Annotated in this window: 13 protein-coding genes; 10 read left to right on the plus strand and 3 right to left on the minus strand. The window is 68.4% G+C overall.

Annotated features, from left to right (window positions below; translation table 11 throughout):
- Positions 1-16: 16 nt before the first annotated feature.
- The 8 genes from C8258_RS28725 to mnhG all read left to right on the plus strand — a co-directional run bounded on the left by C8258_RS28725 (position 17) and on the right by mnhG (position 9,698).
- Positions 17-2,224: an AAA family ATPase gene (locus C8258_RS28725; protein WP_233225406.1), complete on the plus strand. Its 2,208-nt coding sequence runs from the start codon at positions 17-19 to the stop codon at positions 2,222-2,224.
- An 85-nt stretch (positions 2,225-2,309) separates the two neighbouring features.
- Positions 2,310-3,620 carry a hypothetical protein gene (locus C8258_RS28730; protein ID WP_106957830.1) on the plus strand — a complete coding sequence of 437 codons (1,311 nt, stop codon included), beginning with the start codon at positions 2,310-2,312 and terminating at the stop codon, positions 3,618-3,620.
- Positions 3,621-3,739: 119 nt separating this feature from the next.
- A complete protein-coding gene (locus tag C8258_RS28735; RefSeq protein WP_106957831.1) occupies positions 3,740-6,580 on the plus strand; it encodes a Na+/H+ antiporter subunit A in 2,841 nt (946 codons plus the stop codon).
- On the plus strand, positions 6,577-6,960 hold the full coding sequence (locus tag C8258_RS28740; protein WP_036506385.1) for a Na(+)/H(+) antiporter subunit C: 384 nt from the start codon (positions 6,577-6,579) through the stop codon (positions 6,958-6,960). The genes C8258_RS28735 and C8258_RS28740 overlap by 4 nt, the downstream gene beginning before the upstream one ends.
- Positions 6,957-8,573: a Na+/H+ antiporter subunit D gene (locus C8258_RS28745; protein WP_106957832.1), complete on the plus strand. Its 1,617-nt coding sequence runs from the start codon at positions 6,957-6,959 to the stop codon at positions 8,571-8,573. Before C8258_RS28740 ends, C8258_RS28745 begins: the two co-directional genes overlap by 4 nt.
- Positions 8,570-9,088 carry a Na+/H+ antiporter subunit E gene (locus C8258_RS28750; protein ID WP_106957833.1) on the plus strand — a complete coding sequence of 173 codons (519 nt, stop codon included), beginning with the start codon at positions 8,570-8,572 and terminating at the stop codon, positions 9,086-9,088. Before C8258_RS28745 ends, C8258_RS28750 begins: the two co-directional genes overlap by 4 nt.
- Complete coding sequence (locus C8258_RS28755) at positions 9,085-9,345, plus strand: monovalent cation/H+ antiporter complex subunit F (RefSeq protein ID WP_063015226.1); 261 nt, start codon at positions 9,085-9,087, stop codon at positions 9,343-9,345. Before C8258_RS28750 ends, C8258_RS28755 begins: the two co-directional genes overlap by 4 nt.
- A complete protein-coding gene (gene mnhG, locus C8258_RS28760) occupies positions 9,342-9,698 on the plus strand; it encodes a monovalent cation/H(+) antiporter subunit G (RefSeq protein ID WP_233225407.1) in 357 nt (118 codons plus the stop codon). The genes C8258_RS28755 and mnhG overlap by 4 nt, the downstream gene beginning before the upstream one ends.
- A gap of 18 nt (positions 9,699-9,716) precedes the next feature.
- Here the strand turns inward: mnhG and C8258_RS28765 are convergent, their stop codons facing one another.
- Positions 9,717-10,991, minus strand: a complete 1,275-nt coding sequence (locus C8258_RS28765; RefSeq protein WP_106957866.1) for a phosphatase PAP2 family protein — start codon at positions 10,989-10,991, stop codon at positions 9,717-9,719.
- Between the two features lie 89 nt (positions 10,992-11,080).
- Between C8258_RS28765 and C8258_RS28770 the strand changes: the two genes are divergently transcribed.
- A complete protein-coding gene (locus C8258_RS28770; protein ID WP_233225408.1) occupies positions 11,081-11,518 on the plus strand; it encodes a hypothetical protein in 438 nt (145 codons plus the stop codon).
- 139 nt (positions 11,519-11,657) lie between these two features.
- On the plus strand, positions 11,658-12,434 hold the full coding sequence (locus C8258_RS28775; RefSeq protein WP_106957835.1) for an alpha/beta fold hydrolase: 777 nt from the start codon (positions 11,658-11,660) through the stop codon (positions 12,432-12,434).
- Positions 12,435-12,494: 60 nt separating this feature from the next.
- On the opposite strand, the gene C8258_RS28780 is transcribed toward C8258_RS28775, so the two are convergent.
- Positions 12,495-13,640: a glutamate--cysteine ligase gene (locus C8258_RS28780; RefSeq protein ID WP_036506306.1), complete on the minus strand. Its 1,146-nt coding sequence runs from the start codon at positions 13,638-13,640 to the stop codon at positions 12,495-12,497.
- A gap of 13 nt (positions 13,641-13,653) precedes the next feature.
- Positions 13,654-14,343, minus strand: coding sequence for a superoxide dismutase family protein (locus tag C8258_RS28785; RefSeq protein ID WP_106957836.1), 690 nt, complete (start codon positions 14,341-14,343; stop codon positions 13,654-13,656).
- Positions 14,344-14,355 lie beyond the last annotated feature (12 nt).

The raw sequence follows: 14,355 nt of genomic DNA on the forward strand, positions 1-14,355 counted from the left end.
GGGCAGAATGGCAGGCGTGCCTGAATTGTCGTTGACCGCCCGACTCAACCGCTCGGCCGCCGATGCCCGCCGGGGCGTGGTCCGCTTGCATTCCGAAGCGCTTGCGGCGCTCGGATTGCGGGAGTGGGACGGGATCAGCGTGATCGGTTCCCGGCGCACGGCCGCGGTGGTCGGGCGGGCTCCCGACGAGACACCCGCCGGAGTCGCCCTGCTCGACGATGTGACGCTGTCCAATGCCGGGGTGCGCGAGGACAGCGCGGTCGTCGTGGCCCCCGTGACGGTGTACGGGGCCCGGCACATCTCGGTGACCGGCTCGGCCGCGGCGATGGGCGCGATCGCGGAATCCACGCTGCGGCAGGCGCTGCTCGGCAAGGTCGTCACCGTGGGTGACGCGGTCTCGCTGCTGCCCCGCGATCTGGGTCCGGGAACCAGTTCCGCCGCTGCGACACAAGCGCTTTCGCGCACCTTCGCGATCGCGTGGACCTCCGAACTGCTGACCGTGACCACCACCGATCCCACCGGCGGGCCGGTCAGTGTGCAGCCCAACAGCGCGGTGGTGTGGGGCGCGGCGGCCCCGGCGGCGGATGCCTCGCACGATCCCCGGGGCGCGCTGGCGCCGAATCGTCCCGGCAGCCGGATGCTGGTACGGGAGCGTCCGTCGGCCGTTCCCGTCGCGGATCTGGCGGGGGTGCGCGCGCCGGCGGCGAAACTGTCGGAATGGCTGAGCCTGGCGCTCGACGAACCGGAACTCCTGCGGACCCTCGGGGCCCCGCCGCATCTGGGCGTGCTCATCACCGGGCCCGCGGGCGCCGGTAAGGCGACTCTGGCACGGGCGGTGTCGACACCGCGGCGCATCGTGGAACTGGACGGCCCTACGGTCGGCGCGTCCGAGAGTGGCACCCGGTTGCGCGAGGTCGGGCTCGCGGTTTCGGAAATATGTTCCGGCGCAGGCGGAGTCCTGTTGATCACCGATATCGACGCACTGCTTCCGGAGCAGCCGGAGCCGGTGGCGACGCTCATTCTCGATCAGTTGCGTGCCGCGGTGGCCACCGCCGGCGTGGCCTTCCTGGCCACCAGCTCCCGGCCCGCAGCGGTCGACAGCCGGCTGCGCGCACCGGATCTCTGCGACCGTGAGGTGGCGCTGACACTGCCGACCGCGGCGGTCCGGGCGGAACTGCTCCAGCAACTGCTGCGCAAGGTACCCACCGAAGATCTCGATCTCGACGTGATCGCTTCTCGCACACCGGGTTTCGTCGTCTCCGACCTCGCGGCGCTGTGCCGGGAGGCGGCATTGCGAGCGGCCTCACGGGCCAGCCACGATCACACCGACCCCGTGCTGACCCAGGCGGATCTGGTCGGCGCGCTGAAGGTGATCCGGCCGCTCTCACGGTCGGGGACCGAAGAACTCGCGATCGGCAGCCTGAGCCTCGACGACGTCGGCGACATGACCGAAACCAAACAGGCGCTCACCGAGGCGGTGCTGTGGCCGCTGCGGCATCCGGATTCGTTCGCGCGCCTGGGCATCGACCCGCCGCGCGGAGTGCTGCTGTACGGACCACCCGGCTGCGGTAAGACCTTCCTGGTGCGCGCGCTGGCCGGAAGTGGGCAGCTCAGCGTGCATGCGGTGAAGGGCGCCGAATTGATGGACAAATGGGTCGGCTCCTCCGAACGCGCGGTGCGCGAACTGTTCCAGCGGGCCCGCGACTCCGCCCCTTCGCTGATCTTCCTCGACGAGATCGACGCCCTCGCCCCGCGGCGCGGGCAGAGCACCGACTCCGGCGTCGGCGACCGCGTGGTCGCGGCCCTGCTCACCGAGCTGGACGGCGTGGAGCCGCTGCGCGATGTGGTGGTCGTCGGCGCCACCAACCGGCCCGAGTTGATCGACCCCGCGCTGCTGCGGCCGGGACGGCTGGAGCGGTTGGTCTTCGTCCCGCCGCCGGACGCCGCCGCGCGCACCGACATCCTGCGCACCGCGAGTCGCTCGGTACCGCTGGGCGACGACGTGGATCTCGCCGCGTTGGCCGCCGACCTGGACGGCTATTCCGCGGCCGACTGCGCGGCACTGCTGCGCGAGGCCGCGATGGCCGCGATGCGCCGCGATGTCGATGCCGCCGCCATCGGCGCGGAGGATCTGGCGACCGCCCGCGGCAGTGTGCGGCCCTCACTCGACGCCGATCAGGTCGAATCACTGCGGCAGTACGCCGGCAAGCGCGCGACCACCTGATCCGTCGCGCGCCGGTCTGCCCACCGGCGCGCCCGATCCGGCAGGTCTGCCCCGGTTCGACCCGGTTCGCAGGTATTTTCGGCTGGTGCGCACGCACCACGCGGTTCTGGAGATGATCACGGCGGCCCTGGCCACCCTGGTCGCCGGGCTGTCGTTGATGCTCCCCAACGGCTTTCGCTGGGCCTCGCAGACCTCGGTGCTGCAACTGGATATGCTCGCCGCCAGCCAGCCGCGGGCGATCGCCGTCGGCGCCATCGTGGCGCTGATCGTGGCGGTCTTCGCCACCACCGTCAACCACGCCCTGGTCGCCTGGGGCACGGCGCTGTGCGGCGTGGTGACCATGTTCCTCGCCCACCTGCTGGCCGAAACCGGCGATCAGAGCATCGCACCGGCCACATTGAATTATCTGGAAGCGCTCGCGGGCGGAATTCTGCTCGGCGGTATCGCGGTGGCGGTGCTGCGCGGCTGGTTCCAGGTGTTCGGCTGGACCCTGGGCGCGCTCGCCGCGGTGGTCTTCGGCCAGCTGGGCTCGACCTCGACGGGCACCGTGCGGCGCGGGGCGATGACCGCGCCGGGCTGGTCGACGCGGACGCTGCCGCCTATGTGGCTGATCGTGGTCACGCTCGTGCTCGTGATCGTCGGCATGGTCGTCAATCGCAAGCAGGACACGGTCGAGCGCCGCTCGGTCGAATTGCCCATGGCGCCGATCATCGCGGGACTGATCTTCGTGATCGGCCGGCTGTTCAGCGCGGAATGGCTTTCCCGGCATGCCGACAGCGCCGGAGGTGTCGCCTTCGCCGCGACACTGACGGTGGCCGCGGCCGTGCTGGCGGCGGTGCTGCTGCCACGGCGCGACGGTGTGTTGATCTTGCTGGCGGTCGCATTGTCGGCGGTCGGCGGAGCGCTGATACCGGCCCGGCTGCCGATGTGGTCGGTGGCCCCGCTGGTGGCGTTGATCGCACTGGGGCTGGTCGCGGGATTCCGGCGACCGATGCCGATGCTCGCCATGTCGACGTTGGCGGCGATGGCGCTGTACTGCGCGCTGGTCTCCGGGCATCGGATCCACGGTGGCGTGCAGGCCGCGGTGCTGAGCGGGCTGCTGGCGGCGGTGGCCGGCTACAGCTTCGGCAGTGCCGCACCGCGATACAATCCGACCCGGGTGCTCGGTGTGTCGATCATCTTCGTGCCGTCGGTGGTCACCGCCCTGCGCGATCACCTCGACCGGCCGCAATGCGTCTCCGATCCCGGGCAGTGGTACCTGTGCCCGGCCCCGGCGATGAGTTCGGCAGCGCCCTATTGGACCGCGCTGGGAATCACCGTCGTCTGCGCGGCAGGCCTGGCGGCGTTGCGCTCGTGGCGCAAACCGACCACCACGGAATCGGTAGCCGATATATAGCCATCGTCTCTGGAAGGTGGCGTTCCGGGCCGCGTCGGATCCGGCCGTGGCCACTGAAGTCCGGAGTCAGCAGTAGGATCGGGGCGCCACCACCCCGCCGCCGACCGACGGAGTGACGTTTGCTCGCCATCCTGCTAGCCCATGCTTCGGCCGCCCTGCTCGCACCGCCCGCTGTGCGCGTATGGGGAAGGCGCGGGTTCTACCCGATCGCGCTGGCGCCGCTCGCCGGGCTGGTGTGGGTGATCGCGAACTGGAACAGCGAAGCCGAGGTCCGGATCGCCTGGGCCCCGGAGATCCACATGAATTGGGATCTGCGGCTGGACAGCCTCGCCTCCATCATGTCGGTGCTGGTCCTCGGCGTGGGCGCGCTGGTATTGGCCTATTGCGCCGAATATTTCGACGACGACGACCGATCGCGCCTGGGTATCTTCGCCGCCTATCTGGTGGCCTTCGCCGGGGCCATGTTCGGGCTGGTGATCAGCGACAACATGCTGGTGCTGTTCACCTTCTGGGAACTCACCACGGTGCTGTCGTTCCTGCTGGTGGGCCATCACGCCGAGCAGAGCACCGGCCGCCGCGCGGCATTGCAGGCGCTGCTGGTCACGGCCGCGGGCGGGTTGGCGATGCTGGTCGGCCTGGTGCTGCTCGCACAGCGCTGTGACAGCTATCTGCTGTCCGATGTGGTGGCGCGGGCCGATCCGCACGACTGGTCGACCAATGTCGCGGTGGTGCTGATCCTGATCGGCGCGTTGAGCAAATCGGCGATCGTGCCGCTGCACTTCTGGCTGCCCGGCGCGATGATCGCGCCCACCCCGGTGAGCGCCTATCTGCACGCCGCCGCGATGGTGAAGGCCGGTATCTACCTGGTCGCGCGTCTCGCCCCGGGTCTGTCCGAGGCCCCGGTGTGGCATCCGATCGTGCTCACGCTCGGCATCCTGTCGATGCTGCTGGCCGGTCTCCGATCACTGCAGGTCTACGACCTGAAACTGGTGCTCGCGTTCGGCACGGTGAGCCAGCTCGGATTCCTGCTGGTCCTGGTCGGCACCGGAACCCCGGAGGCGGCGCTGGCCGGTGCGGCGTTGCTGGTCGCGCATGCGCTGTTCAAGGGTTGTCTGTTCATGGTGGTCGGCATCATCGATCACAGCGCGGGCACCCGTGATCTGCGCCGGCTCTCCGGCGTCGGCCGGCGCGCGCCGGTTCTGTGCGCGGTCGCGACGGTCGCCGCGCTGAGTATGGCCGCGATTCCGCCGCTGTTCGGCTTCGTCGGCAAGGAAAGCGCCTTCGCCGCGGAACTGGACGCGGGCAATCTGAGCGCGCCGGTTCGGATCGCCGTCGCGATCGGCATCGTGCTCGGCTCGATGTTCACCGTCGGCTACAGCGCGCGCATGGTCTGGGGTGCGTTCGGTACGAAACGCGCCGTCGAGGGCGTGCCCGAGCCGGAGCGCTCCTGGCATCGCCCGAGTGCGCTGTTCGTCGTGCCACCGGCCGTACTGGCCGCGGCCTCGCTGGCCGCGGGTCTCGCCTCGCCCTGGATGGACCGGCTGCTCTCGCCTTATGCCCGCACACTCGGACCGCTGGAGGCGCATCTGGCGCTGTGGCACGGCTGGGGCACCCCGCTGACCCTCACCCTGATCGCCATCGCCTGCGGTCTGGTGCTGTTCGAGATCCGCGACCGGATCGGCGAATCGGTGAATCCGCGCCTCGGCAATGCCGACCGGGTCTACGACGCCGTGCTGCGCGCGATGGATCAACTGTCCCTGCGCATGACCGGTGCCACCCAGCGTGGTTCGCTGCCGCTGAATCAGGGGCTGATCCTCACCACGGTCGTGGCGCTGCCGTTGGCCGTGTTGTTCATCGGCGCGCGTTCGCGCATCTCGGTGCGGGCGTGGGATTCGTCACTGCAGCTGGTGATCGCGTTGGTGATGGCGGCAATGGCTCTGGGCGCCACCGTGATGCGCAACCGGCTTGCCAGCGTGCTGCTCGTCGGTGTCACCGGCTACGGCTGCGGTGTGATCTTCGCCCTGCACGGCGCGCCGGACCTCGCCCTCACCCAATTCCTGGTCGAGACACTGACTTTGGTGATCTTCGTGCTGGTGCTGCGGAAGTTCTCCGCCGAGATCGAACCCAGCCGCACCGCCGCGTTCAAAGTGCGCCGCGCCATCCTGTCCGTCGCCGTCGGAGCCGCGGTGGTGACCGTGGCGGCGTTCGCCACCGCGGCCCGCAGCACCGAACCGATCTGGCATCGAATCCCTTCCGCGGCATACAGTTTCGGCGGCGGAAAGAACGCGGTGAACGTTCTGCTGGTCGACATCCGGGCGTGGGACACCCTCGGGGAGATCTCGGTACTGGTGGTCGCGGCCACCGGTGTCGCCTCGCTGATGTTCCGCAGCCGCCGGTTCGGCACCCTGCCGCGCGTCTCCGAGGCACCCGGCTACACCCCCGATCCGGAGCGGTCCTACTGGTTGCGGGCCAGTCCGCTGGTCGCGCCGCGGGACCGGTCGATGGTGATGGCGATGACCACCCGGATGCTGTTCCCGACCATCATGGTGCTGTCGGCGTATTTCTTCTTCGCCGGGCACAACGCCCCGGGCGGCGGTTTCGCGGGCGGTCTCACCGCCGGATTGGCGCTGGTCCTGCGGTATCTGGCCGGCGGCCGCTACGAACTGGCCGAGGCGCTGCCCGTCGACGCCGGACATGTGCTGGGCGCCGGGCTGGTGCTGTCGGCCGGCACCGCGACCGGATCGCTGCTGCTGGGCGCGCCACCGCTGTCCTCGGCCATCATCGAGGTCACGCTGCCGGTACTCGGGCACATCAAATTCGTCACCGCGATGCTGTTCGACCTGGGCGTGTATCTGATCGTGGTGGGTCTGGTGCTGGATGTGCTGCGCAGTCTGGGCGCGCGCCTCGATATCGAATTCCTGGACGGCACGACGTCTTCGACGAAGGGAGGGATGCGATGAGCGCGAACATCACCATGCTGGCCCTGATCGGGATCATGGTCGCCTGCGGGGTGTATCTGGTGCTCGAACGCGCGGTGTCGAAGATGCTGCTGGGATTGATCCTGTTCGGCAATGCGGTGAACCTGCTGATCCTCACCATGAGCGGTGCGGACGGGCGGCCACCGATACTCGGCGAATCGGATCGGCGACATCACGATCCGGCCGATCCGCTCGCGCAGGCGATGATCCTCACTTCGATCGTCATCACCATGGGTTTGGCGGCATTCGTTCTCGCCCTGGCCTATCGGGCCTTCGCGCTGACCACCACGGAACAGGTCGAGGACGACCCCGAGGACGTGAAGGTCGCGGCGAAGCGCGAGGGCGAGGACCCCGAGCGATGAGCCCGTCTCCCGGTCTGCTCCCCGCGCTCTGCCCCCTCCCAGTGCTTATTCCGCTGCTCACCGCGGCCGCGACCCTGATCGTGGGCCGTAAAGCGCGCGTGCAGCAGGCGATTTCGGTGGCGGCGCTGACGACGATGGTCGCGATCTCCGGGGTGCTGCTGTACCTGGCCGACCGCGACGGCATGGGCGCGGTGCAGGTCGGCGGCTGGGAGACGCCGATCGGCATCACGCTGGTGGTCGACCGGCTGTCGGCGGGCATGCTGCTGGTGTCGTCGATCGTGCTGCTCGCGGTGTTGATCTTCGCGGTCGGGCAGGGTATCAGCGACGGCACCGAACGCCAGCCGACCTCGATCTTCCAGCCGACGTATCTGATTCTGAGCGCGGGCGTTTCGCTCGCCTTCCTGGCCGGTGACCTGTTCAATCTGTTCGTCGGATTCGAGGTGCTGCTGGCCGCCTCGTTCGTTCTGCTCACGCTGGGCGCGAGCGCCGACCGGGTCCGCGCCGGGGTGTCGTATGTGATGGTGTCGATGGTGTCGTCGCTGATCTTCCTCACCGGCATCGCAGTGGCGTACGCGGCGACGGGCACGCTGAATCTGGCCGATATGTCGGTGCGGATGGGCACGGTGCCGCTGGGTGTGCGCGGCGCGATCTGCGCGGTGCTGCTGGTGGCTTTCGGCATCAAGGCCGCGGTGTTCCCGCTGTCGAACTGGTTGCCGGATTCGTATCCGACCGCGCCCGCACCCGTGACGGCGGTCTTCGCGGGTCTGCTGACGAAAGTCGGTGTGTACGCGATCATCCGGGTGCATTCGCTGTTGCTGCCGGCCGGCACCTTCGACAATGTGCTGCTGGTGTGCGGTCTGCTCACCATGGTGATCGGCATCCTGGGCGCGATCGCGCAGAGCGATATCAAGCGTCTGCTCTCGTTCACCCTGGTCAGCCATATCGGCTATCTGATGTTCGGGGTGGGGCTGAATTCCGTCGGCGGCACCACCGGCACGGTGTTCTACGTGGTGCATCACATTCTGGTCCAGACCACGCTGTTCCTCGTGGTGGGCCTGATCGAGCGGCAGGCCGGATCGGCGTCGCTGAGCCGGTTGGGCGGTTTGCTGGCGGCGAGCCCGGCGCTGGCCCTGCTGTTCGGTATTCCGGCGCTGAATCTCGGTGGTATTCCGCCGTTTTCCGGATATATCGGCAAGGTGCGGCTGTTGCAGGCGGGAGCCGCCGACGGGAGCGTGCTGGCCTGGATGCTGATCGCCGGCGCGGTGACGACCAGCCTGCTCACGCTGTACGTCATGGCGCGGGTGTGGAGCAAGGCGTTCTGGCGGCCGCGCGTCCAGGCCCCGGAGGGTGAGCTGGCCGATGCCGCTCCCTCGGCGCTCATCGACGAATCCACCGATGTGCTGTTCGACGACCGCGTCGACCCCGGTCGCATGCCCCGGCTGATGGTGGCTCCGACGGCGGCGTTGATCGTGGTCGCGCTCGCGCTCACGGTGTTCGCCGGGCCGATCCTGGGCATCTGCCGGCGCGCGGCCGAGGATCTCAACGATCCGCACCGGTATCTGGGCACCGTGCTCGGCCCTCCGGAGACGTGGCAGTCGGGAGGAACCCGATGACGCGGGATCGACTGGTTCGCATCGGCGTGCTGATCTGGCTGGCCGTCGTCTACACCGCGCTGTGGGGTAATGCCAGCGTCGCCAATCTGCTCGCCGGGCTGGTGGTCGGCATCCTGATCATGGTGCTGCTGCCGCTGCCACGGGTTCCGGTGACCGGCGGGCTGCGGGTGCTGCCGCTGCTCGAATTGGTCACGCTCACCGCCTATTACGCGATCGAATCCAGTTTGCAGATCGCGTGGTTCGCGGTGCGCCCCGCCGGTGCGCCGGTTTCGGGCGTGCTGCGGGTGCGGCTCGCGATCGACTCGGATCTGGTGCTGGTGCTGTGCGCCGACGTACTCAATCTGATCCCCGGCACGATGGTGCTCGAGCTGGACCGGGTGGCCGGGGTCGCGTGGGTGCACGTACTCGATGTCGGCAGCGACGACGCGGTCGAGAAGTTCTACTACATCACCCGCCGGTTGGAAGGCCTGCTGATCAGGGCCTTCGAAGGCAGACCACAGGAGGCAAATCCATGACCTTTGTCGCGATCGTGGCGGGCATACTCCTGGCGACCGCCGCGGCTTTCACGTCCTTCCGGGTGCTGGCCGGTCCCGGCACCCTGGACCGGGTCGTCGGCATCGATTCGCTGGTCGGCATCGCCGCGGCCGGATTGGCGGTGTGGGCCGCCTACAGCGACGACACCACAGTGGTGCCGGGCATCGTCGCGCTGTCGCTGGTCGGCTTCCTGGGATCGGCCGCGGTCACGCGTTTCCGGGTGCGGGACGACAAATGAGCGGCATGTTCCATACCGCGCTGATCTGGTTGTCGTACGCGACCATCCTGCTCGGGGCGTTCCTCGCCGCCACCGCGGCGATCGCCATCGTGCGCTTCCCCGACACCCTCTCGCGCATGCACGCCGCGACGAAACCTCAAGTCGTCGGCCTGGTTCTGATGCTGATCGGTTCGGCGATCCAGTTGCGCGGCCATCCCAACGTCTGGATGTTGGTGCTCGTCGGCCTGTTCACCCTCGTCACCGCACCGGCCATCGCCCACCTGGTCGGCCGGACGGCCTATCGGGAGCAACGTCATCGCGACGGGCTGCTGCTGATCAACGAGATGGGCGACGAGGACCTGCCCGACGACTGAATCCCCTACGCCGAGTCCCTATGCCGCGACCGGTTCTGCCACATCCGCGGTCGTGCGCGCGAACCAGGTGCGGTAGAACGCCGCCACGAATCCAGCGAACGACCCGAGCGCGATGATCCCAGCGGGCAGCGGATATTCGGCCATCCACACCGCCAGATACCGGTAGGCGAGCAGCAACCCGATCAGCAGCGTGAATCCGGCGGCGACCAGCAGTGCGCGCGCCCGATCCCAGCCGCGCTCGGGTGCGCGCAACACCGATTCGACGGTCAGGGCCAGCACGGCCCCGGCCAGCAGGTCGGCGCCGTAGTGATAGCCGAAACCGAGAGTGGCCGACAACGTCGCGAGCAACCAGAACGTGCCGGGCCAGCGCACCCAGCGGGGCGCCGGGGCACCGTCGTTGTCGCGGCGGGTGTGCAGGAAAACCGCGGTCGCCCAGGCGGTGTGCATCGAGGGCATGCAGTTGCGCGGCGTATACCGGTCGAACGGCATCGGCTTCGGGTGGTAGTCGGTGGGGGGAACCAGATGTGGCCAGTAGTTGCCGACCTGCAGGCCGTGGCCGTCCGGTCCGAAGGCGAACATCGGCCCGACCACCGGGAAGATCAGGTAGATCACCGGGCCGACCAGTCCCAGTACCAGGAAGGTGCGCACCAGAAAGTGCCGGGGCCATGTCCCGGTGCGCACCACCTTGCGCAACTGCCAGACCGCCACCACCATCGCGGCCACCGGCAATTCGATGTAGACCCAGTGCAATACGCCGTAGACCACCGGACCCAGGGCGTCGATCACCCGGCCCATCACCCAGGCGGGTTCACCGAAGGCGTGATCGGCCAGCACCAGATAGCGGTCACGGACGTCCGGGCCGGCCACCACCGTGAAGTGCAACCACACATCACCGACCTTGGTGGCGATGATCAGCAGCGCTCCCAGCGCCGCCGCCCGCAGGGCGTTGCGTTTGCGCGTACCGTCCCAGCCGAGCCAGGCGATCAGCGCCACCGCGGTGAGGGCGATGACCGCACCGTTGCCGACGGTCAGCGGACCGCCGAGCAGCACGCGGATCGTCGCGCAGACGGCATCGACGATCACCGCCGCGCCCACGGCGAGAAACCGCCACCGCCACGACAATCCGACCAGTGCCAGGGCCAGTCCCGCCCACGGTACGGAGACCGATTTGGGCGTCCCGGCGAAGTCCTCCCAGAGGCTGTGCAGCGGGCCCTCGAAGTTGTTGCGCACGGCCAGGATCTGCAACACGATCAGCAGCGCCGGGACCGCGATGAGCAGCACCCGGACCCCGATGTGCGGCGACCACTTCCGGAACCGTCCACGGCGAGCGTCACCGAAGTCGGAACGCGGATCATCGAGCAGCACCCGATCATCGTAAACAGGTGATGAACGCCGCCCCTCGCACAGCGGAAACGTCGGCGACGGATGTGATCTGCGCCATTGTCGCGACGGGCGCTCGCCGCGACAACTTTTCCGTAAGCGATTACCAGGGCCGCGCTGCCACAGTTCGAGCCATGTTCACTTGGTATGTCGCTCTGCTCGCGATCAGCGGGATCGTCATGATCGCCATGGCGTCGGTGCAGCAGGGTCAGAGCAACGCGACACGATCCTTCAACGGCATCTTCGGCGGCATCTTCCTGGGCTACGCCTTCTACCTCGCCTTCCTCTTCGACGGCGGCTCGTACCTGATCTTCTTTCACGCATTCATCGTTCCGGTGACGATGGTGGTGAACTTCTTCCGCAACCGGACTCCCCGCCCGAAACTCACCGAAACCCAGAAGGCCTGGCGCGAATTCCAACGCGCCGGCGAACACCGATAGTCAGCGCCGCCCGGTCGCCCCCGTCGTCACGGCGCCATTGCACGGCCGAAACCTGGTGTCGCCGCGGTGAACCCGCGATATGGGCCACATGTCAGTGGTCCGCGCGACGGATGCGACGCCTTCGGACCAGACTGCACGCATGGGTGAATACATCGACGCGGGCGGGTTGCGGACCTACTACGAGGTGCACGGGGACGGTGCGCCGGTGGTGTTGTTGCACGGCGGGCTGGGGACGGCCGAGTCGTGGGGACAGCAGGTGAGCGAGCTGGCCCGGCACTATCGGGTATACGTCCCCGAGCGACGCGGACACGGCAGGACCGCCGATGTGCCCGGCCCGATCACCTATGCGGCGATGGCCGAGGATACGGCCGCCTGGCTGGATGCCATGGCGTTGCGCGGCGCCCATCTGATCGGGTGGAGCGACGGGGGCGCGGTGGCGGCACTGGTGGCCATCACGCGGCCGGAGCTCGTCGGCAAACTCGTTGTGATCGGCCAGTATCTGTCGCTGGACGGTGAGTGGGCGTCGTCGCGGGCGGCACTGGACGGATTCGCCGAGGACGCCGGCACCCGCGCCATGTTCGAAGGGTTGCACGCGCCGCTGTCGCCGGACGGCCCGGACCACTTCCCGGTCGTCTACGACAAGATCATGCGCATGTGGCGCGAGGAGCCCGAGATTCCGCTCGACGACATCGCTCGCATCACCGCACCGACGCTGTTCATGCAGGGTGACGGTGACTGGGTGCGGGTCGAGCACAGCGCGCTGCTCGCCCGTACCGTCACCGATGCGCAACTGGCCGTTGTTCCCGGGACTTCGCACGCGCTGCCCCTGGAAAAGCCCGAGCTCGTGAACCGGTTGCTGCTGGACTTCCTCGCCTACGAGCAGGTCGCCCGATTCCTACCGGTCGGGCACGAGTAGCGGCGGGTCGAAACGATTCAGCGCAGCGCCGCCCCGCTGAGTGGGCCACAGCCCGCCGACTCAGCTGTTCAGTTCTTTGACCAGCGCGTCCACCACTGCCACCAGATCGCCCTGCGCGGCCGCCGCCACTCGCCGCTGCCGTTGATACGACGCCCCGCGTTCGACGATATCGGGCACTCGCGCGAGTTCGTTCTCGCACTGCAGCAGCTTCGCGGTGGGCTGCAATCGGTCCAGCAGATCCATCAGATCATCGGTGACCAGCCGCTCGTTGCTGTCGGAGTCGGTGATGATGATCGCGTCCAGCCCGTAACGCGCTGCGCGCCACTTGTTCTCCTGCACATGCCACGGCGGCAGGGTGGGCATGGTCTCGCCGGCCTCCACCCGGCGATCCAGATCCACGATCAGGCAGTGGATCAGCGCGACGAGTGCGGAAAGTTCGAAGCGACTGGGGATTCCGTCACACACACGGACCTCGATGGTCCCCCACTTCGGCGCGGGGCGGATATCCCAGTGCATGCCGCCGAGCTGTTCGAACACACCGGTTTTCATCTGGTCGTGCACGAAGGACTCGAACTGCGACCAGTTCTCGAACTGGAACGGCAATCCGGCGGTCGGCAGCTGCTGGAACATCAGGGCGCGATTGCTCGCGTACCCGGTGTCGATGCCGGCCCACATCGGCGAGGACGCCGACAGCGCCAGCAGATGCGGATAGGAGAGCAGCAGCGTGTTGAGAATCGGAAAGACCTTCTCCGGGTGCGAGACTCCCACGTGCACGTGCACGCCCCAGATCAGCATCTGCCGCCCCCACCACTGGGTGCGGCTGATCAGTTCGTCGTAATGCTCGGAGCGGGTCAGCTGTTGCGTCGACCACTGGGCGAACGGATGGGTGCCCGCGCAGAACAGATCCACACCGACCCGGTCGGCGGCCGCGCGCACGGTGTCCATCGTGGTGTGCATCTCGTCGACCACCTCGCCGACGGTGTCGTGAACACCGCTGACGAGTTCGACCGTGTTCTTCAGCAGCTCCTTGGTGACGTGCGGCGGGCCGTTGGGCGCTCGCAGATCGCCGACCTGGTCGAAGACCGCGGCGGCCGTATTGGAGAGATTGCGCGTCTGTTTGTCGACGAGCGCGATCTCCCATTCGACGCCCAGCGTCGGGCGGGGCGAGCCGTTCCAGGGAACCGTTCGAGAGCCAGCCCCACCCATGACGAATCCGCTCTTACCCGATGACGCCGCAGGCGACCCGGCCGCCCGCGTCGCCGGTTGCCAGAGTTTCGGCATCGGGCCCGGGCGCGCCACCGTTGGCCTGCAGGTAGCGGTTCGGGATGTTGCCGAAGTTGTCGGCGCCGGCGTGGATCATCAGCGCCTTGCCCTTGATCTGGTCCAGCGTCACGGAGTCGGTGGTGGTCACCAGCTTCGCGGTGCCGTCCTTGCCGACCTCGAGCGAGGTCAGATCGCCGCTGGCCGGGTGGCTGTTCGCCTCGCCCACCTGGAGATGACCACCGGCCGAGAGGAAGTTGCCCGGCGCGCCGCCGGACGGGGCGGTGGAGTTCGGCTCGCACTTGCCGTTCTGGTGGATGTGCAGGCCGTGGAAGCCCGGCTGCAGGCCGTGCGCGTCGACGGTGATCTGCAGTTTGTCGCCCGACTTGGCGATGGTGGCGGTGCCGACCTGCGCGCCCGAGGGATCCTTCAACTGCACCGACACCGAATCGCCGGAGGGCGGGTTCTGCTCGGCGCCGGTGCCGGAGTTCTCCGCCGGACCGGCGCTACCGGTCCACACCGCGGGGGTGGTCCCCTTGACGTCGCTCGACTCCTGGCTGTTGCTGCAGGCGACCAGGCCGAAAGCCGCGATCGCCAGCATCGGTGTCACAGTCCGCCAGGAGGGGCGACGGGTTGCGGAGGGGGCCATCGGAGAACTCCT

The sequence above is a fragment of the Nocardia sp. MDA0666 genome (assembly GCF_003023875.1).
Taxonomy (GTDB): Bacteria; Actinomycetota; Actinomycetes; order Mycobacteriales; family Mycobacteriaceae; genus Nocardia; species Nocardia aobensis.

Coding starts and splice junctions, on each gene's coding strand:
- C8258_RS28780 (WP_036506306.1), bottom strand. CDS start 13,640: ATGGGTGGGGCTGGCTCTCGAACGGTTCCCTGGAACGGCTCGCCCCGC.
- C8258_RS28755 (WP_063015226.1), top strand. CDS start 9,085: ATGACCTTTGTCGCGATCGTGGCGGGCATACTCCTGGCGACCGCCGCG.
- C8258_RS28785 (WP_106957836.1), bottom strand. CDS start 14,343: ATGGCCCCCTCCGCAACCCGTCGCCCCTCCTGGCGGACTGTGACACCG.
- mnhG (WP_233225407.1), top strand. CDS start 9,342: ATGAGCGGCATGTTCCATACCGCGCTGATCTGGTTGTCGTACGCGACC.
- C8258_RS28745 (WP_106957832.1), top strand. CDS start 6,957: ATGAGCCCGTCTCCCGGTCTGCTCCCCGCGCTCTGCCCCCTCCCAGTG.
- C8258_RS28775 (WP_106957835.1), top strand. CDS start 11,658: ATGGGTGAATACATCGACGCGGGCGGGTTGCGGACCTACTACGAGGTG.
- C8258_RS28750 (WP_106957833.1), top strand. CDS start 8,570: ATGACGCGGGATCGACTGGTTCGCATCGGCGTGCTGATCTGGCTGGCC.
- C8258_RS28740 (WP_036506385.1), top strand. CDS start 6,577: ATGAGCGCGAACATCACCATGCTGGCCCTGATCGGGATCATGGTCGCC.